The organism is Curtobacterium sp. AG1037 (assembly GCF_003349855.1).
Taxonomy (GTDB): Bacteria; Actinomycetota; Actinomycetes; order Actinomycetales; family Microbacteriaceae; genus Curtobacterium; species Curtobacterium citreum.
Genome location: NZ_QQAO01000006.1, coordinates 98,026 through 116,342 on the forward strand (window position 1 = coordinate 98,026; position 18,317 = coordinate 116,342).

Annotated in this window: 19 protein-coding genes; 5 read left to right on the top strand and 14 right to left on the bottom strand. The window is 73.4% G+C overall.

Annotation, left to right across the window (positions count from 1 at the left end):
* Position 1: 1 nt before the first annotated feature.
* Both DEU32_RS10675 and DEU32_RS10680 read right to left on the bottom strand, forming a co-directional pair.
* On the bottom strand, positions 2–454 hold the full coding sequence (locus tag DEU32_RS10675) for a hypothetical protein (RefSeq protein WP_147281448.1): 453 nt from the start codon (positions 452–454) through the stop codon (positions 2–4).
* Entirely contained in the window at positions 451–1,893 is a 1,443-nt protein-coding gene (locus DEU32_RS10680; protein ID WP_114850515.1) for a molybdopterin-dependent oxidoreductase, read from the bottom strand. The genes DEU32_RS10675 and DEU32_RS10680 overlap by 4 nt, the downstream gene beginning before the upstream one ends.
* 18 nt (positions 1,894–1,911) lie before the next feature.
* Between DEU32_RS10680 and DEU32_RS10685 the strand changes: the two genes are divergently transcribed.
* The 3 genes from DEU32_RS10685 (at position 1,912) to DEU32_RS10695 (ending at position 4,786) form a co-directional block, all read left to right on the top strand.
* Positions 1,912–3,396: a glycosyltransferase family 87 protein gene (locus DEU32_RS10685; protein ID WP_114850516.1), complete on the top strand. Its 1,485-nt coding sequence runs from the start codon at positions 1,912–1,914 to the stop codon at positions 3,394–3,396.
* 110 nt (positions 3,397–3,506) lie between these two features.
* Positions 3,507–4,544, top strand: coding sequence for a GTP 3',8-cyclase MoaA (gene moaA, locus DEU32_RS10690; protein WP_114850517.1), 1,038 nt, complete (start codon positions 3,507–3,509; stop codon positions 4,542–4,544).
* A gap of 2 nt (positions 4,545–4,546) precedes the next feature.
* Complete coding sequence (locus DEU32_RS10695) at positions 4,547–4,786, top strand: MoaD/ThiS family protein (protein ID WP_208738919.1); 240 nt, start codon at positions 4,547–4,549, stop codon at positions 4,784–4,786.
* Here the strand turns inward: DEU32_RS10695 and DEU32_RS10700 are convergent.
* The 5 genes from DEU32_RS10700 to DEU32_RS10720 form a co-directional block, all read right to left on the bottom strand.
* A complete protein-coding gene (locus DEU32_RS10700; RefSeq protein ID WP_258554845.1) occupies positions 4,783–5,808 on the bottom strand; it encodes an ABC transporter ATP-binding protein in 1,026 nt (341 codons plus the stop codon). The two genes, DEU32_RS10695 and DEU32_RS10700, sit on opposite strands and share 4 nt — an antisense overlap.
* A complete protein-coding gene (locus DEU32_RS10705) occupies positions 5,805–6,590 on the bottom strand; it encodes an ABC transporter permease (RefSeq protein ID WP_114850518.1) in 786 nt (261 codons plus the stop codon). Before DEU32_RS10705 ends, DEU32_RS10700 begins: the two co-directional genes overlap by 4 nt.
* Positions 6,587–7,390, bottom strand: a complete 804-nt coding sequence (modA, locus tag DEU32_RS10710; RefSeq protein WP_114850519.1) for a molybdate ABC transporter substrate-binding protein — start codon at positions 7,388–7,390, stop codon at positions 6,587–6,589. The genes DEU32_RS10705 and modA overlap by 4 nt, the downstream gene beginning before the upstream one ends.
* Positions 7,391–7,427: 37 nt before the next feature.
* On the bottom strand, positions 7,428–8,474 hold the full coding sequence (locus DEU32_RS10715; protein ID WP_180224793.1) for a HesA/MoeB/ThiF family protein: 1,047 nt from the start codon (positions 8,472–8,474) through the stop codon (positions 7,428–7,430).
* Between the two features lie 92 nt (positions 8,475–8,566).
* The gene (locus DEU32_RS10720) at positions 8,567–8,980 is read right to left on the bottom strand and encodes a molybdopterin-binding protein (protein ID WP_058741187.1); all 414 of its coding nucleotides are present in this window, start codon (positions 8,978–8,980) and stop codon (positions 8,567–8,569) included.
* A 91-nt stretch (positions 8,981–9,071) separates the two neighbouring features.
* Here DEU32_RS10720 and DEU32_RS10725 point away from each other — a divergent pair, with 91 nt between their 5' ends.
* A complete protein-coding gene (locus DEU32_RS10725) occupies positions 9,072–10,709 on the top strand; it encodes a glycosyltransferase family 39 protein (RefSeq protein ID WP_167510128.1) in 1,638 nt (545 codons plus the stop codon).
* A gap of 44 nt (positions 10,710–10,753) precedes the next feature.
* On the opposite strand, the gene DEU32_RS10730 is transcribed toward DEU32_RS10725, so the two are convergent.
* From DEU32_RS10730 to DEU32_RS10750, 5 genes are all read right to left on the bottom strand, one after another.
* Positions 10,754–11,686, bottom strand: coding sequence for a 4-(cytidine 5'-diphospho)-2-C-methyl-D-erythritol kinase (locus tag DEU32_RS10730; RefSeq protein WP_114850522.1), 933 nt, complete (start codon positions 11,684–11,686; stop codon positions 10,754–10,756).
* A 9-nt stretch (positions 11,687–11,695) separates the two neighbouring features.
* On the bottom strand, positions 11,696–13,000 hold the full coding sequence (locus DEU32_RS10735; RefSeq protein ID WP_114850523.1) for an O-acetylhomoserine aminocarboxypropyltransferase/cysteine synthase family protein: 1,305 nt from the start codon (positions 12,998–13,000) through the stop codon (positions 11,696–11,698).
* Positions 13,000–14,067 (bottom strand): LLM class flavin-dependent oxidoreductase, encoded by a 1,068-nt coding sequence (locus DEU32_RS10740; protein WP_114850524.1) that lies wholly within the window; start codon positions 14,065–14,067, stop codon positions 13,000–13,002. The genes DEU32_RS10735 and DEU32_RS10740 overlap by 1 nt, the downstream gene beginning before the upstream one ends.
* Positions 14,068–14,152: 85 nt before the next feature.
* Positions 14,153–15,148 (bottom strand): RimK family alpha-L-glutamate ligase, encoded by a 996-nt coding sequence (locus DEU32_RS10745; RefSeq protein WP_114850525.1) that lies wholly within the window; start codon positions 15,146–15,148, stop codon positions 14,153–14,155.
* A 52-nt stretch (positions 15,149–15,200) separates the two neighbouring features.
* Positions 15,201–16,055 (bottom strand): helix-turn-helix transcriptional regulator, encoded by an 855-nt coding sequence (locus tag DEU32_RS10750; RefSeq protein ID WP_114850526.1) that lies wholly within the window; start codon positions 16,053–16,055, stop codon positions 15,201–15,203.
* A gap of 101 nt (positions 16,056–16,156) precedes the next feature.
* Here DEU32_RS10750 and DEU32_RS10755 point away from each other — a divergent pair, with 101 nt between their 5' ends.
* Positions 16,157–16,897 carry an SDR family oxidoreductase gene (locus DEU32_RS10755; protein WP_114850604.1) on the top strand — a complete coding sequence of 247 codons (741 nt, stop codon included), beginning with the start codon at positions 16,157–16,159 and terminating at the stop codon, positions 16,895–16,897.
* A gap of 157 nt (positions 16,898–17,054) precedes the next feature.
* Here DEU32_RS10755 and DEU32_RS10760 read toward each other — a convergent pair whose 3' ends face one another.
* Both DEU32_RS10760 and DEU32_RS10765 read right to left on the bottom strand, forming a co-directional pair.
* The gene (locus DEU32_RS10760) at positions 17,055–17,471 is read right to left on the bottom strand and encodes a hypothetical protein (protein WP_114850527.1); all 417 of its coding nucleotides are present in this window, start codon (positions 17,469–17,471) and stop codon (positions 17,055–17,057) included.
* Positions 17,472–17,504: 33 nt separating this feature from the next.
* On the bottom strand, positions 17,505–18,017 hold the full coding sequence (locus DEU32_RS10765) for a hypothetical protein (protein ID WP_114850528.1): 513 nt from the start codon (positions 18,015–18,017) through the stop codon (positions 17,505–17,507).
* Positions 18,018–18,317 lie beyond the last annotated feature (300 nt).

Sequence of the window (18,317 nt, forward strand, 5' to 3'; positions counted from 1 at the left end):
GCTACCGATTGGTTGTCGCTGCAACCAGTGGCCTGCGCCGTCGGGCCACGACGATCCCGGCGACGAGCACCCCGACCACCACCGCGAGCAGGACCCCCTCGACGACGAGCAGCCGGGTCGCGTAGTCGAACGGCAGCACCGTCGGGTTCTTCTGCCCGTGCGCCTTCGCGGCGATCTCCGGCACGACGACGAGCGCGAGCACGCTCCCGAGCACGACGGCGGCCTGGACCGTGACGAGCACCCAGACGCGCAGCGACCGCCCGGCCCGGCGGAGCAGCAACCCCGCGCCGACGACGAACGGCGACAGCAGGACGTCGTGCAGCAGGACCGCTGCGACGAGCCACGTCACGAGCCCCCAGATGCGCTCGGGCCGCACGGTCGTGACCATCGTCCACGCGCCGAACGCCATCACGAGCACGCCCACCAGGACGAGCACGGTCCTCGCGGCCCTCATCGGATCACCTCGATCTTCCCGATCCACTTCGTCTGCAGGACGCCGGGTCGTCCCGGCGCGATGACCCGGGCGGGGAACCCGTGGTCCAGGTCGAGCGTCGCGCCGTTCAGCTCGAGCGCGACGAGCGTCGTCGGGTCGGCGGCGTACTCCGGCCCCATCTCGGTCACGCGGTAACCGCCGCTCCGCTCGAGGCTCGTGATCCGCAGCGGCGACGACGGGTCGGCCTGCACGGTCTCGAGCAGGTCGCGCATCCGCACGCCCTTCCACGTCGCCGTCTGGCTCCACCCCTCGACGCACGCGATCGGCAGATCGGCCGTCGTGGTGCCGAGGGCGACGAGCTCGGCACGCGAGAACGTCCGGCTCATCCCCGGTCCGACGACGGTGAGCGTCCAGTCCGCGGCGGTGGCGGTGGCCAGCACACCCGCGGCGCGCGCGGTGCGGTTCACCGGCAGGTCGTTCGGCCCGAGGTGCCGCTGCCGTGCCCCGAACACGTTGAAGGGTTCGAGCAGTCGCGTGGACTGCCCGGCGGTGAGCGCGACGACGCCGACGGTCGCCGCCGTCACGCCCGCCACGAACCCGCGTCGGGCGATCCGCTCGCGTCCGCCGTCGGTCGCCGTCCGGGCCGGACGGGAGGCACGCCCCGCCTCCGCCCCGTCGGCTGCGGGCCCACGGTCCGGATCACCGGAACCGAGACTCGCGCTGGGCGACGAGTCGCGGGACGTCGCGTCCGAGTCGTGTCGCGCAGCGCGAGACTCGTCAGGCGCGGCTGCGGCCGGCGCGCCGTCCACCCACCGCAGCAGGCGGCCGGTGAGGCCGCGGGGGTAGGGGCCGGACGCGCCACGATCCTCCAGACCCGTGTCGGGGAGCAGCTCGCTGCCCACCGTCGGGTCCGCGACGAAGCGACCGTCCGCGTCGTACGCGTCGCGTGCGCGCCAGTACCGCGCGATGATCCGCAGCTTCACGCCGACGTGCACGACGAGCGACCCGATGATCACGTAGGCGAGCGCGTTGTGCACCTGCCGGAACGGGAACGGCCACGGGTACCACTGGTACGTGTTCACGAGCCCGGTCCCGACCTGGACGATCGCGGCCGACACGAGCACCGCGATCGACAGGCGTTCGAGCAGGTGCAACACGCCGCGGACGGGCGGCGTCTGCGCGAGCGCGGGCATCACCGCGTTCAGCTTGGCGAGCAGGAGCGGGATGATCGCGATGCCTGCGGTGATGTGCAGGCCCTGCGTGAACTGGTAGAACTGCACGGGCCGGGTCGGGAAGCGCATCCCGGGCAGCGGGTCCTGCAGCAGGTGGCTGTACACCCCGGTGCCGAAGCACACGAGGAACGCGACGCCGAGCAGCCGACCCCAGACGACGGCCGAGCGGGCGTTCCGGTTCGGCGACGCCGCCGCGGACCGTGCGTCCAGCAGCAGCCGTCGCACCATCGGTAGCCTCGGGCCACGATGAACGAACGACTGCGCGCCGTCCCGCTGCCCACCAGGCCCGGCGTCCTGCCGACCGTGGTCGCCGTCGTGGGCGTGCTCGCGCTCGCGGGCGTCATCGCCTTCGGCATCACGCATCTGGGGTTCCTCCGTGCCGGTCATCGTGCACCATTCGTTGCGTGGACGCTCATCGCTTGGGCGGTCTTCGCCGGAGCCGTCCTCGCGCTCCGCTGGGTACCCCGTGCCTGGGTGACCCGGATCGTCCTCGGTGGGGCGGTCGTGGTCGGGGTCGCGGCGCTCGTCGGCCCGCCGAACACCAGCACCGACTCTGCCAGGTACGCCTGGGACGGCATCGTGCAGCACGCGGGTGTCTCACCGTACGCGCACACGCCGCAGTCCGGGGCGTTGGCCGCCCTGCGCCCCGAGTGGCTCTTCCCGGACAAGATCGACGGCACGTGCAAGCCCCTCGAACCGCGGATGCGCGGGCTCGGGGACGGCGCGGACGGGCACTGCGTGGCGATCAACCGACCGGACGTCGTGACGATCTACCCGCCGATGGCGCAGCTGTGGTTCGCGGCGGTCCGCGCGTTCGTTCCCGTCACCGCGCAGTACATGCCGTTCCAGGTCGCCGGGCTGCTCGTCTCCCTGGGCGTCACGGTCGGGCTCGTCGTGACCCTGCGCCGCCTCGGACGGCCGACCTGGTGGGCCGCGCTCTGGGCGTGGTCGCCGCTCGTCGCGTCCGAGGCCGTCACGAACTCGCACGTCGACGTGCTCGGCGCCGCGCTCGCGACGGCCGGTGTGGTGCTCGTCGCCTTCGGCCGGCCGGTATGGGGCGGCATCGCACTCGGTGCGGCGACCGCGACGAAGCTCATCCCGGCGATCGTGTACCCGCCGCTCCTCGGCCGGTGGCGACACTGGTGGGCGATCCCCGTCGGCGTCGCGGTCTTCGGACTGCTCTACGTGCCGTACGTCCTGAGCACCGGCGTGAAGGTCCTCGGCTACCTGCCCGGCTACCTGTCCGAGGAGGGCTACGAGGACGGCTCCCGCTTCGCCCTGGTCTCCCTGCTCGTCCCCGGTGACGGAGCGACGGTCGTCGTCGGGCTCGTGGTGTTGCTCGCGGCCGTCGTGGCCTGGCGCCTCGCGGACCCCGCCCGGCCGTGGTCCGGCGAGGTGCTGATGATCGGCGTGACGTTCCTCGCGGTGACCCCGCGGTACCCCTGGTACGCACTGCTCCTCATCCCGTTCGTGGTGCTGTCCGGCCGGTGGGAGTGGCTGTCCCTCGGGCTCGCGATCGCCCTCCGCGGTGTGTGGCCCTCGGCCGACGCCTTCCGCTGGTGGCTCGGCGCCGCGGTGCTCGTGATCGTGGTGGTCACGGTCGTCCGGACCGACCGTGACGAGTGGCGGCGGTGGGGTCGACGGCTCGACCCGCGGCGGTGGCGGCAGACGGACAGCGGAACGGACGGCGGACCGGAGGGTCGGCGGCGCCCGGTAGCATCGGCCCGGTGACGGCGAGGATCCTGCCCGCGACGGGCGAACGGCCCACGACGGGTGCGCCTGCGGGGCTTCCTGCGGCGGGTGCACCGGCGTCCGTCCCGGTCGCCTCACTCCTGCGCCGGGTGCGCAGCGGCTCGGCCGAGCTGCCGCCCCGACCTGCCGACGAACCGGCGCTGCTCGACCGCTTCGGCCGCACCGCGGTCGACCTGCGCGTCTCGCTCACCGAACGCTGCAACCTCCGCTGCACGTACTGCATGCCGGCCGAGGGACTGCCCGTCATCCCGTCCGACGCCCTGATGACCGCGGACGAGATCGACCGGCTCGTGGGCCTCTCCGCCGCCCGCCTCGGCGTGCGCAAGGTCCGGTTCACGGGTGGCGAACCGCTCCTGCGCGCCGACCTCGTCGACATCGTCCGCCGGTGCGCCGCGCACGACGTCGAGCTCTCCCTGACCACCAACGCCATCGGCCTCGCGAACCGCGCGCAGGCGCTGGCGGACGCCGGACTCCGACGGGTCAACGTCTCGCTCGACACCGTCGACCCGGACGTGTTCGCCGAGGTCACCCGCCGCCCGTTCCTGGACCGCGTGCTCGAGGGCATCGCGGCCGCCGCCGACGCCGGCCTCGGGGTGAAGGTCAACGCGGTGCTCCTCCGCGGCGTGAACGACCACCTCGCGGCGGACCTGCTCGCCTGGTGCCTCGAGCGCGGCCACGAGCTCCGGTTCATCGAGCAGATGCCCCTCGACCCCGGGCACGCCTGGGACGGCGCGACGATGGTCACCGCCACGGAGACCCGGGCGCTCCTCGGCGAGCGCTTCGTGCTCACCCCGGACGAGGCCCCGCGGGACGGCGCCCCGGCCGAGCGCTACCGCGTGTCCACCCACGACGGCGAACCGCTCGGCACCGTCGGCGTCATCGCGAGCATCACCGAGTCCTTCTGCGCCGACTGCACCCGCACCCGTCTGACCGCCGAGGGCCACGTCCGCTCGTGCCTGTTCTCCGACGACGAGGTCGACCTGCTCGGCCCGCTGCGCGACGGCGCCGACGACGACGCCCTGCTCGACACGTGGCGGCGCGCGATGTGGGCGAAGCCCCGCGACCACGGCGACGACGTGGACGGCATCGTGCACCCGTCCCGCGGCATGAGCGCGATCGGCGGCTGACCGTGACGACCCTCCGCTTCTTCGCCGCGGCCCGCGCCGCGGTCGGCCAGGACGAGACCACCACGTCGGCCGCGACCCTCGACGACGCCCTGCGCGCCGTCGCCGCCTCCGACACCGATCGCTGGGCGGCGCTGCAGGAGCGCTGCTCCTACCTGGTCGACGGGGTCACCACACGCGACCGCTCGACACCGCTCGCTGGCGTCGACACGGTCGACGTGATGCCACCCTTCGCCGGCGGCTAGGCGCCCGGCTCGTAGACCGCGACCTCGTCCGGCGCGACCGACAGCCGGACCGTGACGCCCGGCGCCAGTCCGAGCCCCGCGGCCGTCGCGACCGTCACGTCCGCCACCAGGTCGGCCGTGCGCACGCGCACGAGTCCGTCGCGCGGCTCCAGCGAGGTCACCGTGCGCGCGGGCCCCGGCCCGTCCCGCGTCACGCGGACGGCCGTCGGGTGCAGGGCGGCGACGACGGGTCGGCCTGGAGGCACGGTGCCGGTCGTCGACGCCAGCGCACCGCCGCCGTCGAGTGCGATCCCACCCGCGGTGGCGGTCCCGCGGACGAGCGCGAGTCCGGAGAAGGACGCCGCGAACGGCGTCCGGGGGTGCCGGAGCACCGCGTCGACGGGTCCCTGCTCGACGACGCGTCCGTCCTGCAGCACCACGACCCGGTCGGCGAGCGCGACGGCCTCGAGCGGGTCGTGCGTGACGAGCACCGTCGGCCGACCGGCGCGCGCGGTGGCGAGGGCCTCGCGGACGGCGGCGCGGGCGTCGACGTCGAGCGCCGAGGTGGGCTCGTCGAGGAGCAGGACCGCGGGGTCGGTGGCGAGCACCCGGGCGATCGCGACGCGCTGCGCCTGCCCGCCGGACAGGGCCCCCGGCGCCCGGTCGACCAGCCCGGCCACGCCGACCGTGGTGAGGGCCGCGACGGCCCGGTGACGTGCCTCCCGGCCGCCCGTCCCGGCCGCGCGCGGACCGAAGGCGACGTTGTCGACGACGGACAGGTGCGGGAACAGATCGGCGCGCTGGGCGACCAACCCGACGTGTCGGCGGTGCGCCGGGAGCCGTGCCAGGTCGCGGCCGTCCAGCGCGACCGTGCTGTCGGGAGCGCGGAGGAGCCCCGCGACGGTCTCGACGACGGTGGACTTGCCGGCGCCGTTCGGACCGACCAGCGCGACGCACTCCCCCGGACCGACCGCGATCGTGACGTCGACGTCGCGGTCACGGTCGACGACGTGGACGAGCAGACCGGCGTCGGGGGCCGTCACGCGACGACCGTCCGGGTGCGGAGCGACGTGACCCCGATGACGACGACCGCGACGACCACGAGCACCAGGGCGAGGGCGACCGCCGTGTCCGGGTCGACCTCGCGCTGCAGGTAGACCTCGAGCGGGAGCGTCCGCGTGACGCCCTGCAGGCTGCCCGCGAAGGTCAGGGTGGCGCCGAACTCCCCGAGCGCCCGCGCACCGCACAGCACCAGACCGGAGACGATGCCGGGCAGGACCCGCGGGGTCGTGACGGTCAGGAACGTTCGGGTCGGTCCGGCGCCCAGGGTCGCCGCGACGCGTTCGTACCGGTCGCCGCCGACGCGCAGGGCACCCTCGACGCTCGACACCAGGAACGGCATCGAGACGAACACCTGCGCCATCACGACCGCCGTCGTGGTGAACGCGATCCGCAGGCCGTGCGCGTCGAGGAACGCGCCGAGCACGCCGAGCCGCCCGAAGGCCGCGAGGAGCGCGAGGCCGCCGACCACGGGCGGCAGGACGAGCGGCAGCAGCACGAGGGCACGGAGGACGCCCACCCACCGGGCGGTCGACCGGGAGAACAGGACGGCCAGGGGATAGCCGAGCACGAACGCGATGCCCGTGGTCGCAGCGGCGGTGCCGAGGCTCAGGGCGAGCGCGGTCGTCGACGCGGGCGAGGTGACGAGGGCGACGAAGGACGACCAGTCAACGCGACCGACCATCGCGAGGACGGGCACGACGACGAACAGGCCGCCCAGGACCGCGGGGGCGGGGAGCCACCAGGGGACGGGGGTGCGGGTCATCCCTTCGGACGGCCGAACCCGGCGCGCTCGAGCACCTGCTGCCCGGCGTCGGAGCGGACGTACGTGGCGAACGCGGCGGCGGTGGTCGGGTTCGAGGACTCCTGCAGGACGCCGATCGGGTACGTGTTGACGGCCTTCGCCGACTCGTCGAACGGGACGCCGTCGACCTTGCCCGCCGCACCGCGGACGTCGGTGACGTAGACGAGCCCCGCGTCGGCCTGGCCGGACTCCACCTTGCCGAGCACGTCGGTGACGGACTGCTCCTCGCTGACCGGGTGCAGCTGCACGCCGGCGGCCCGCTCGACCTCCTGCGTCGCGGCACCGCACGGCACGGGTGACGCGCACGTGACGAGCTGCACGCCCGAGTGGTCGAGGTCGGCCAGGCTCCGGATGCCCTTCGGGTTCCCCGGGGCGACCGCGATCTCGAGGACGTTCGTGGCGAAGTCGCGCGGCCAGCCGGCGGCGAGGTCCGACGACGAGAGCTTCGCCATGTTGGCCTGGTCGGCGGAGGCGAACACGTCGGCCGGGGCCCCGTTCTGCACCTGGCTGACGAGGTCGCTCGACCCCGCGAACGAGAACGTGACCGTGGTGCCGGGGTGGTCCGCCTCGAACTGCTCCCCGAGCGCGGTGAAGGTCTTCTGGAGGGACGCGGCGGCGAACACGGTGATGCTGCCGGACGGCGTCGCCGAGGCCGACGGGGTCCCGGTGCCCGTGCCGCTGGTGGCGGCTTGCGTGGTGCATCCGGTCAGGGCGAGACCCGCGACGACGAGCAGGACAGCGGAACGCAGGAGCGGCTTCACACTGTGATCCTAACCGCAGGTGCGGGTCACTCGCGGTTCAGGTCGTCGTCGGGTGGCCCTCGGACCGCCACGCGGTGATGCCGCCGTCGAGGACGACCGCGTCCCGTCCCGCGGCGATCGCCGTCCGTGCCCATGCAGTCGCGCGTCGCCCCGAAGCACAGACCACGACGACCGGGCGGGGGTCGTCGTCCGCGAGGGCGTCCGGCGTGACGGACCCGGCGATCGTCCCCGTCGCACGCTCCTCGTCGGTGCGGACGTCCACGAGCACCGGTGCCCCGTCGCCGGCGAGCCGCTCGGCCAGGGCGCTCGGCGAGGTGCGCTCGGGCTCGACGTCGGCAGACGGCACCGGACGACCGCTGCCCGGACCACGCCGCAGCGGGCTCTCCGTCCACCGCCACCGCCGGGCGTCCACCGTGAGCACCCGACCGAGCAGGGGCGCACCGAGCAGGTGTCGGTCCGGTGCCGTCGACCCGGGTCGGGGTCCGGCCAGCAGGGCCGTCACCTGGGCGGCCATCACCGCGCCGACGGCGCCGCACAGCGCGGGGAGCACGCCGTCGAGCGCGCAGGACCCCTCGTCCGGCAGAGCCTCCGGGTGCAGGTCGTGGAAGTCGACCGGATCATCCGCGGCGTCGTGGAACACCGAGACCTGTCCATCGAACCCGAGCACCGTGCCCCAGACGAACGGGATGCCCGCGGCGGCGCAGGCGTCCGACACCGCCCGGGTGACCTCGACGCTGTCGGCCGCGTCGACCACCACGTCGTGGTCGGCCACGTGCTCCGGGCGGAAGGGCTCCGCGAGCGCGACGACCTCGGCGACCGGGTCGACCGCCCGGACCCGCGCCGCGGCGACCTCGGCCTTGGGGAGTCCGACGTCGGCGAGGGCGAAGAGCGTCTGCCGGGCGAGGTTCGAGGCGTCGACGACGTCGTGGTCGACGACCGTGATCCGCCCGAGCCCGGCGCCGGCCAGGTAGGTGAGGACGGGGGCGCCGAGCCCTCCGGCCCCGACGACGAGCACCCGGCCCGTGGCCAGGGCGTCGGTCGCGCGCTGCCCGGCCCCGGCGAGCGCCGCGGTGCGCGAGGTCATCCGCCGACGGACCACCAGCGGGTCGCCGTCCGCAGGGTCGGGGCGCGCCGGATCGGGACGCATCGGCGTGCGCATCCCGGACGGGTCGCCGGTCACCGTGCGCCTTCCGGACGGTCAGGCACCTCGACCGTCACCATCGTCGCCTTGACCGACGCGACGGCGACGGACCCGACCTCGAGCCCGAGGTCGCGCACCGCCTCCGAGGTCATCAGCGACACGACCCGGTTCGGGCCGGCCTGCAGCTCGACCTGCGCCACGACCCCGTCGACGACCAGGTCCGTGACGATCCCCACGAAGCGGTTCCGCGCGGAACTCCGCACCCCGGACGGGTCGTCGAGCCCCGCGTCGCGTCCGCGGACGTACGCCGCCAGGTCCTTCCCGAGCACCACCGTGCGCCCGGCGGCGTCCTCGGACCGGGGCAGGGTGCCGGCCTCGACCAGGCGTCGGACGGTGTCGTCGCTGACGCCGAGGTACCGCGCAGCATCACGGATGCGGAGTGTCGTCATGGTGGACGGCACCCTACGGCATCGCGAACTCTCACGGACGGCCGGGGCCGCGCGGGGCACCTGTCCAGACGGCCCGGATACCGTCGTGCACGTGACAGCACCCCAGACCGGCACGATCCGTGTGCCCGCGACCGTCGGCGTCCCGCCGGTCCGATCGCGCCTGCGCTCCGCGTCCTCGGTGATCGGCCTGGCCGTCGTCCGGACGCCCGAGCTCACGGTCGGGGCGATCGGCGTGCTCACGGGCGCCGCCTTCGCCTGGGTGCCGTCGCTCTGGTACGACGAGGGCGCGACGGTCACGAGCGCGCAGCGCAGCTGGCCGCAGCTCTGGGCCGAACTGCACAACGTCGACGCGGTGCACGGCCTGTACTACGCGCTCATCCACGCCTGGTTCTGGCTCGTCGGCTACACGCCCTTCACCCTCCGCTTCCCGAGCGCCCTCGCCATCGGCGTGGCCGCCGGACTCCTCGTGGCGCTCGGCCGCCGGCTCGGGGGTCGCCGGCTCGGCATCACGGCCGGACTCGTGTTCATCGCCCTACCCCGCGTCCAGTGGGCCGGGTCCGAGGGCCGCCCCTACGCGACCATCACGACGCTCGCGGTGCTGCTCACCCTCGTCGGCCTGACCGCGGTCCGACGGACACGGACGACGCACCGCACTCGCTGGTGGGTGGCGTACGGCGTCGTGGCGCTCGTCTCGGTGACGTTCAACGTCTACCTGTCGCTCGCCGTGGTCGCGCACGCCGTCGCCCTCGGGTGGACGGTGGCCGCGCAGCGTCGGGCGGAACGGACCGGCCGTGGCGCGACACCGCTCGTGAGCCGCCGGACGCTCGTCCGCTGGCTCGTCGCAGCCGCCGGGGCCGCCCTGCTCGTCTCGCCCCTCGTGCTCGAGGTGATGGCCCAGTCGAAGCAGGTCGCGTGGATCTCCGGCATCGGGGAGCGCACGCTCCCGCAGGTGTTCTCCACCGCCTGGTTCGGCGGGATCACCCTGTACGCCGCGGTCGCCTGGGTCCTCATGGCCCTCGGCACCGCCGTCCCGCTGATCGCCGCGCGCCGCCGCGTCCCCGACGTCCGCGACCTCGTCCGGGCGCAGGCGGTCCGCGTCGCACTGCCCCTCGCGGTGCTGCCCACGAGCGTGCTGCTCATCGCGACCGCGCTCGGCAAGCACCTCTACTCCCCCAAGTACGCGTCGCTGAGCCTGCCGTTCGTGGCGCTCCTCATCGCCCTCGCCGTCACGCTCGTCCGTCCGCGGGCCCTGCTCGCCGCCGCCGTGGCCGTCTGCCTGGTCGGCGGCATCCCCTCCGCCGTGTACGTGAAGAGCCCGCAGTCCAAGCAGGACTCCACCTGGGCGAACGCCGCGTCGATCATCGCCAGCGAGCGTGCTGGTCGTGCCGGTGCGAACGAGGGCGTCGTGTTCGGCAGCGTCTACGGCCACCCGGGGACCACCGCCGACATCATCCGGATCTCGTACCCGTGGGCGTTCACCGGCATGACCGACCTGGGCGCGACCAAGATCGGCGCCGAGAGCGGTGTGCTGTGGAACCAGAACGGTGACCTCGCGACCACCATCCCGGCCCGGCTCGGCGAGATCGACACCGTGTGGTTCGTCGGCGGGACCCCGAAGGCGCGGAACATCGAGCCGGAGACCGCCGCCGTCCTGGCCGAGCACGGCTTCCACGTCGAGCAGCAGTTCCGCTCCGGCCGCGTCGTGATGACGGAGTTCGTGAAGGGCTGACGCCCGGTCAGTGCAGCGGCTGGAGCGCGCGGCACCGCCGACGGTCAGTGCACGACGCGTGCGCCGTGCACCGGGCCGGTCGCCCGGAGCGCCACGAGCCCGGCGGCGCTCAGCTCGACCTGCACCTCGAGCGCGGCGTCACGGTCGGCGACCAGGAAGGCCACGGTCGGTCCGCTGCCGGACACGATGCCCGCGAGCGCACCCGCCTTCTCGCCGATCTCGAGCGTCGTCGCGAGCGCCGGCTGGAGCCGCATCGCCGGAGCCTGCAGGTCGTTGTGCAGGCAGTCCGCGAGCAGCCCCGGGTCCCCCGCGCGGAGCGCCTGGAGCACGTTCGTCTCGACCACGGGGGTGGTCGGCGCCGGCCGGATGTCGGCCCGGTAGCGCTCCCGGTGCGCGTCGAGCGCGCGGTACACCGCCGGGGTCGAGAGTCCGGCGTCGCTCAGCGCGAGCACCCAGTGGAACTCCCCCTTGGCGAGCGCCGGGCTGAGCTCGTCCCCGCGTCCGGTGCCGACGGCCGTGCCGCCGGCGAAGGCGAACGGCACGTCCGCCCCGAGCCGTGCGGCCAGCGCCAGCAGCCCCTCACGGCCGAGCGCCGTGCCCCACAAAGTGTCCACCGCGAGCAGGGTCGCCGCGGCGTCCGCGGACCCTCCGCCCATGCCGCCGGCGACCGGGACCTGCTTGTCGATCGTCAGCCGGACCCCGCCGCGGTGCCCGGCGGCGTCCGCGACCAGGCGGGCTGCGCGGATCGCGAGGTTCGACTCGTCGGTCGGGACCCCGCTCGTGTCGATCGGGCCGGTGAACCGCACCGAGAAGTCGTCGGCGGGTTCGGCGGTGACGTCCTCGTACAGCGACACCGCCTGGTACGCCGTCGCGACGTCGTGGTAGCCGTCGTCCTGCAGGGCCCCGACGGACAGGAACACGTTGATCTTGCCGGGAGCGCGCACCCGTACGCGGGTCGGAGCGGCCAGCGAGGTCATGGCTCCAACCTATCCCGCGCGCGCTGCGGTGAAACCACGCTCCAGGTCGGCCAGGACGTCGTCGACGTGTTCGAGTCCGATCGACAGTCGGATGAGCCCCTCCCCGACGCCCGCGGCCGCCCGCTCCGACGGGGTCATCTGCACGTGGGTCGTCGACGCGGGGTGCACGACGAGCGAGCGCACGTCGCCGATGTTCGAGACGTGGTCGAACAGCTCGAGGGCCGCGACGAACCGCCGACCCGCCTCGAGCCCGCCGACCAGGTCGAACGCCAGCACCGCCGACGGCCCCTTCGGCACGTAGCGCTGCTGCAGGTGGTGCCACGGCGACGACGGCAGGCCCGCGTAGTGCACGCCGCCGACCTGGTCGTGCGCGTCCAGCCAGCTCGCAACGGTCGCGGCGTTGGACACGTGCCGGTCCATCCGGAGCGAGAGCGTCTGGATGCCCTGCAGCACGAGGAACGCGTTGAACGGGGCGATCGCGGGGCCGAGGTCCGCGGACAGCTTCGACCGGGTGCGCTGGATGAAGGCCCGCCGACCGAACTTCTCGGTGAACGCCGTGCCGGCGAACCCGGACTGTTCGACCGTCGTCAGCTGCGGGTACTTCTCCGGATGTGCCGCCCAGTCGAAGTTCCCGCTGTCGACGATGATCCCGGCGATGGCGCTGCCGTGCCCGGCGAGGTACTTCGTCGCCGAGTGCACGACGATGTCCGCACCGTGCTCGATCGGCCGGACGAGGTACGGCGTCGCGATCGTGTTGTCGACGATGAGCGGGACCCCGGCCTCGTGTGCGACGCCGGCCACCCCGGCGAAGTCGAGCACGTCGCCGCGCGGGTTCGGGATGCTCTCGCCGAAGAACGCCCGCGTCTCCGGACGGACCGCGGCGGCCCACTCGGACAGGTCGGTGGGGTCCTGCACGAACGTGAAGGTGATGCCGAGGTCGCGGAGCGTCGAGGCGAACAGCGTGTACGTCGCGCCGTACAGCGAGGCGCTCGACACGACGTGGTCGCCGGCGCGGGCGACGCCGAGCACCGCGAGCGACGTCGCGGCCTGCCCGGACGCCAGGGCCAGCGCACCGATCCCGCCCTCGAGGTCGGCGATCCGCCGCTCGAGCGCGGCGGCCGAGGGGTTGTTCACCCGCGAGTACGTGTGCCCGGGCGCGTCGAGCAGGAACCGCGCCGCGGCGTCCTCGCCCGACGGGTACACGAACGCGGCGGTCTGCGCGATCGGCGGCACGTTCCCGCCGAAGCCCGGGTCGGCCTTGAACCCGGCGCGGATCTGCCGGGTCTCGAACGCCCAGTCGTCCTCGACCGCCATCAGGCGACCGACCCGGCGGAGGCGGACGGGGAGACGGACGCACCGGTCGGACGGACGAGCGGGATGACCTGCTCGCCGAAGCGCTCCATCTCCTCGGCCTGCGGCGAGAACTGCAGCAGGAGCGTGTCGACCCCGGCGTCCTCGAACTCGAGGATCCGGTCCGCCACCTGCTGCGGCGTCCCGACGAACCCGGGGCGCAGGCCGCGGTTCGACACCGAGTAGTCCTCGAGCGACGGCACGTGCTCGAGCTGCGACTTTGAGATGAAGTCCTGGTACGACTCGTACGCCTTGCCGTGCTGCACGTCGGTGATGCGCGCGAGCTCGGCCTGCGCCTCCGCCTCGGTCTCGCGCACGATGACGTACGCGGCCATGCCGAACGCCTCGAACGGCGCTGCTCCGGCGTCCTCGCGGCGGCGGCGCATCTCGGCGATCTTCGTCCGGAGCTCGTCGACCGTGCCGCCGTGCGTCAGGTACGCGTCGGCGAAGCGCGTGATCGAGCTCTTGCCGGCCTCGCTCTCGCCGCCGGCGTAGATCCGCGGCGTGACCCGGGGCTTCGGCTCGAGGTGCGCGTTCTGCACGTCGTAGTACTCGCCCGAGAACGAGTACGGCGTCTCCGACCACAGACCCTTGAGGATCCGGACGAACTCCTCGGTGCGCGCGTACCGGTCATCGTGCTCCGAGAAGATGCCGCCGTACTGGCGCGCCTCCTCCGCCCACCAGGCGCTCACCACGTTGAACGTGAACCGGCCGCACGAGATCTCGTCGATGGTCGCCGCCTGCTTCGCCGTCACGGCCGGCAGGTGGTAGCCCGGCCGCATCGCCGCCATGATCTCCAGGCGCTCGGTCGTCGCCGCGAGCGCGGCCGCGAGCGCCCACGCCTCGAGACTCGGTGCCGCCGTCCCCTTGATGTCGTTGAGGTTGAGCTCCGGCACGAGGGTCAGGTCGAAGCCGATGCGCTCGGCTCGCTGCGCGAGCCGCTTCACGTAGTCGAAGGTGACGGGCATGTCCTCGTCCTCGACGTTGCGCAGCCAACCGCCGAAGAGCGGGGTCCAGTATCCGAATCGCACGAGTGGTTCCTTGCTGGTGGGGAGTGACGGACGGGAGGCACGGGGCGGGCCCGCACCGTGCCTCCAGGCCGGTGGGTGGTTCGTCTCAGACCGCGGCGACCGCGTGGTCGCGCTCGAGGAGCGCGCCCGTGAAGCGCGCGATGGCGCGCGGTCCGGAGACCGGCGCGACCGCCTCGACGGCGGGGTTGTAGTTCGTGTTGGTGTTGATGTCGTAGACGACGGTGCGACCGTCGGTGGTCTCCATGAACTCGACGCCCGCGATCTGGATGCCCTGGTCGGCGAGGAACGTGCGGAGGCGCTGAACGAGCGGGTGCTCAGACGTGACCTCCTCGCGCAGGCTGAACGCCGCAGGAGCACCGGGTGCCTCGACACCGGGCACGTCGCAGACCGCCCCCGCGATGACCTGGGGGACCTCGCACGCGTCGGCCGGGCAGAGCTCGAAGCTGCCTGCGCTCGTGTCGACCCGCACCGCGTAGACGAACTCGCCGCCGACGAACTCGGCGCGCGTGATGAACGGCTCGCGGGCCGTCAGGTACTCCTGCAGCAGGGTGATGCCGTCGACCGGGGCCTCGAACTCGGGGCTGTCGACGTACGCGTCGAACTCGGCGAGCGAGTCGAACCGGCGGACGCCGAGGCCCTTGCCGCCCTGGTTGTGCTTCGTGATGAAGGGGACGTCCTGCCCGCCGGTGAAGGTGCGGGCGGCCTCCTTGAGCGGTGCCGTGCCGAAGACGGCGGAGGTGCGGGGGACGTCGAAGCCCGCGGCCTGCAGCAGCCCGTGCTGGGCGACCTTGGAGACCTCGAGCTCGAGCACGTGGCTGCCGCCGACGACCGTGCGACCGGCACACTCCAACCAGCCGAGCACGGCGCGGGTGTACTCCTTGCTGTGCTCGTGCCCGCGGGTGTGGCTGCTGGCCGACATGCGGCTCCAGTACACGCCGGGCTCCGGCTCCGCCCCGAGGTCGATCTGCCCCTCGGTCAGCAGGACCTCCTGCACCGGGACGCCCTCGGCAGCGAAGGCGGCGGCGAGCGGTGGGAACCACTCGGGGTTCTCGTGGATGACGTACACGCGCGGAGTGCTCACCGCCCCACCCTAGGCACGGATGGTCGGGAGGTGCCAGGAGTGTGACGCGGTGCTACCGCGCCGGTTCGGTGCCGAACTGCTGCGTGCCGAGGACGCCGAGGAGCTCGAGCTTCTGGGCATCCTCGCTCCCAGGGGGCGCGGTGAACAGCAGCAGGGCCTGCGCCTGGTCGTCGGTGTGCAGCACTTGGCAGTCGACCGTGATGCGTCCGAGTTCGGGCTGCAGGATCGTCTTGTTGTCCGACCACCGCGTCGCGACCTCGTGTCGCTCCCAGACCTCGGCGAACGCGGGGCTCCGGCGCTGCAGCTCGGCGACGAGCTCGGTCGCACGGCGATCCCCGGGCCCGGCGAGCCCGACGGCCGCCCGCAACGACGCGACGACCACCCGGCCCAGGCGCTCGTGCTGCTCGGGAGCGTACTTCGCCGGCTCGGTGCCGGTGACGAACCACCGCCACGCCTGGTAGCGCTCGTTGCCGGGCAGGTCGACCGACCCGCCGAGCAGGGCCCGGGCGAGCCGGTTCTCGACGAGCGTCTCACCGAGGTCGCTCACCACGATCGCAGGGGTGTCCTCGAGCCGGTCGAGCACCCGGAGGATCGCGGGGTCGACGTGGTCGGCCCGGTGCATCCGGACCGGCGCGGTGTGGCCGGCGAGGTGGAACAGGTGGTCACGCTCGTCGAGGCTGCACCGGAGCGCCCGAGCGATCGCGGCCATCATCTGCTCGGACGGCTGCGGCCCGCGCTGCTGTTCGAGCCGCGTGTAGTAGTCGACGCTCATGCCCGCGAGGGCGGCGACCTCCTCGCGTCGCAGCCCGGGCGTGCGGCGCCGGGCCCCTGCACCGAGCCCGACGTCCTCGGGCCGGAGCAGCTCGCGGCGGCGACGCAGGAAGTCGGCGAGGGCGTGGCGGTCCATGTGCCCATCGTCCTCCGACGGGCGGCCCGGAACCAGGGATCGCCGGTCCCCCGATGCGCGCGTCCTGGTGCGGGGCGGGCGGGGAGCGGATCGTGGTCGTCATGGACACCACCACCAGCACCGTCTTCATCCCCGGCGCGACCTCCGGCATCGGACTCGCGCTCGCCCAGCGTCTGCAGGCGGCGGGCAGCACCGTCGTCATCGGCGGGCGGCGCCGCTCCCTGCTCGACACCCTCGCCGCCGAGCACGGCTTCGACACCGTCGCGATCGACGTCTCCGACCCTGCCTCGATCCGCGTCGCAGCGGCCGAGGTCCTCGACCGCCACCCCGCGCTCGACGGCCTCGTCACGATGTCCGGCATCATGCGGAACGAGGACCTTCGCGACCCCGGGCACATCGACGACGCCGTGGCGACCGTCGAGACGAACCTGCTCGGCACGATCCGCCTGATCGACGCATTCTTGCCGCAGCTGCTCTCGCGGCCGACATCGACCCTGGTGACCGTCACCTCGGGGCTCGGGTACGTGCCGCTCACCGCGACGCCGACGTACAGCGCGACGAAGGCCGCCGTGCACTCCTACACGCAGGCCCTGCGGCAGCAGCTCGTCGGCAGCTCGGTCCAGGTGCTCGAGCTGGCGCCGCCGGCCGTCCGGACCGACCTGATGGGCGGCGCGGACTTCGGCGGGATGCCCCTCGACGCGTTCGCCGACGAGGTCATGGACCTGCTGCGCTCCGGTGCGGCGCCCGAGGTCCTCGTCGAGGACGTCCTGCCGCTCCGGTGGGCCGAGCGCGACGGGACGCACCAGCAGATCCTCGAGGCGATGGCCGGCCGCGGGCACTGAGCGCGTCCGGCGGGCCACCGCGGTCCCGCGTCCGGGAGGTCCGCACAACCGGAAGCGCAGCGCGCCGCTGAAGTCCGTGGTGCGGTGTGCTTCCGGTTGTGCGGGGGCACGCGACGCCGCGCTTCCGCCCGCCGGTGCGGGCGGTCCGGGCTGCCCGTCAGTCGGCCTCGCCCGCGGCGCGTCGACGGCGGATCTGTGCGTCGACGACGCGGTTCACCATCCAGAGCGCGAGCGTGATCCCCGTGACGACGACCGCCTCGGCGACCGTGCGGTCGAGGGCCCCTCGGAGCAACCAGTACGCACCGCCCGCGATGACCCCCACGATCGCGACGGTGCCGATCCGGCCCGTGGCGGAGCGGTTCAAGGTCGCTTCGTCGGCGGCGTCATCGGTCCCGAGCCGCCGGAACCACAGCCCCCACACGCCCACTCCCAGGCCGAGCAGCACGGCTGCCCACGCGGCGTCGTCCCGGACGTCCCGCACGAGGGCGACGAGTGCGATGACGATCACCGCCAGCCCGACCACGAGGAAGCCGAGCGTGATCGCGTCGGCGGTCCGGGAGCGAGAAGGGTGCACGCCTCTGAGCCTAGGGCTCCGTCGAGGCGTCGTTCAGCTCGGCTGACCGCGGTACCGTCGCGCGGCCGCGACACTGTCGACGTCGACGAGCAGGGACAGCGTCGCAGCGTCGACGACGGCGAGTCCCGGATCGACGCTCACGAGTGCGTCAGCATCGACCGCGATCGTCGTGGCGACCTGGATGGCTCCGCTCGCAGTCAGTCCGTATCGCGCCACGAGAGCTTCGACATCGTCGGCGACTTCGTCGACGCCGACCCAGTACACGCGTGTCGTCGACTTGATGGTCCCCCACTCGGCCAGGAGCCCGGGCCGACCGATCGCATGCGCAGACTCGATCAGCTCCAGCTCGGTGAGGCCGTTGTAGAAACAGTCGGCGCTCACGAGGTCCAGCCGCTGCAGGAACGCCGCCGCAGCGTCATGCCCCCGAGCCGTCGTGTCGATGGCCCGCCGGAGGAACCACGAGTCGAGGACGACTCGCGCCGGTACCGCGGCGAAGTGATCGAACGCGAGCACACCGCGCGTCCCTGACTCCTCGAACGACGACACGAACGGTCACCCTCGTCGCAGGAGTCGCGATGCCGGCGTGAACTCCTTGCCAGAGGCGAAGGTGTTGAGCGCTCGTTGCAGGCGTGCCCGCCGCTCCTCCGGTGTGCCGGCCGGCGTCGGGGTCCGGGCTTTGATCGCCTCGATCTCGTCGCGTGAGAAGACACGGGGGCTGCGCGATCTCGAGGTTCGGGCGTTTGCGTCGGCAGGATCAGTCGGGGTCATCGGTGCTCCTTCGCTCGTGTGGAGAGACGGTATCCCGTGGGGTTCGGCGCGAGCCAGTATTTCGTATCTTGCCGATGC

Bases quoted from the DNA above. Each gene is read 5' to 3' on its own strand.
- DEU32_RS10715 (WP_180224793.1), bottom strand. From the start codon at position 8,474: ATGACCTCGCGCACCGCGGCGCTCGCCGGGGCCGGGCAGCGCGCGACC.
- DEU32_RS10675 (WP_147281448.1), bottom strand. From the start codon at position 454: ATGAGGGCCGCGAGGACCGTGCTCGTCCTGGTGGGCGTGCTCGTGATG.
- DEU32_RS10720 (WP_058741187.1), bottom strand. From the start codon at position 8,980: ATGACGACACTCCGCATCCGTGATGCTGCGCGGTACCTCGGCGTCAGC.
- DEU32_RS10735 (WP_114850523.1), bottom strand. From the start codon at position 13,000: ATGGCGGTCGAGGACGACTGGGCGTTCGAGACCCGGCAGATCCGCGCC.
- DEU32_RS10680 (WP_114850515.1), bottom strand. From the start codon at position 1,893: ATGGTGCGACGGCTGCTGCTGGACGCACGGTCCGCGGCGGCGTCGCCG.
- DEU32_RS10750 (WP_114850526.1), bottom strand. From the start codon at position 16,055: ATGGACCGCCACGCCCTCGCCGACTTCCTGCGTCGCCGCCGCGAGCTG.
- DEU32_RS10730 (WP_114850522.1), bottom strand. From the start codon at position 11,686: ATGACCTCGCTGGCCGCTCCGACCCGCGTACGGGTGCGCGCTCCCGGC.
- DEU32_RS10755 (WP_114850604.1), top strand. From the start codon at position 16,157: ATGGACACCACCACCAGCACCGTCTTCATCCCCGGCGCGACCTCCGGC.
- DEU32_RS10685 (WP_114850516.1), top strand. From the start codon at position 1,912: ATGAACGAACGACTGCGCGCCGTCCCGCTGCCCACCAGGCCCGGCGTC.
- DEU32_RS10705 (WP_114850518.1), bottom strand. From the start codon at position 6,590: ATGACCCGCACCCCCGTCCCCTGGTGGCTCCCCGCCCCCGCGGTCCTG.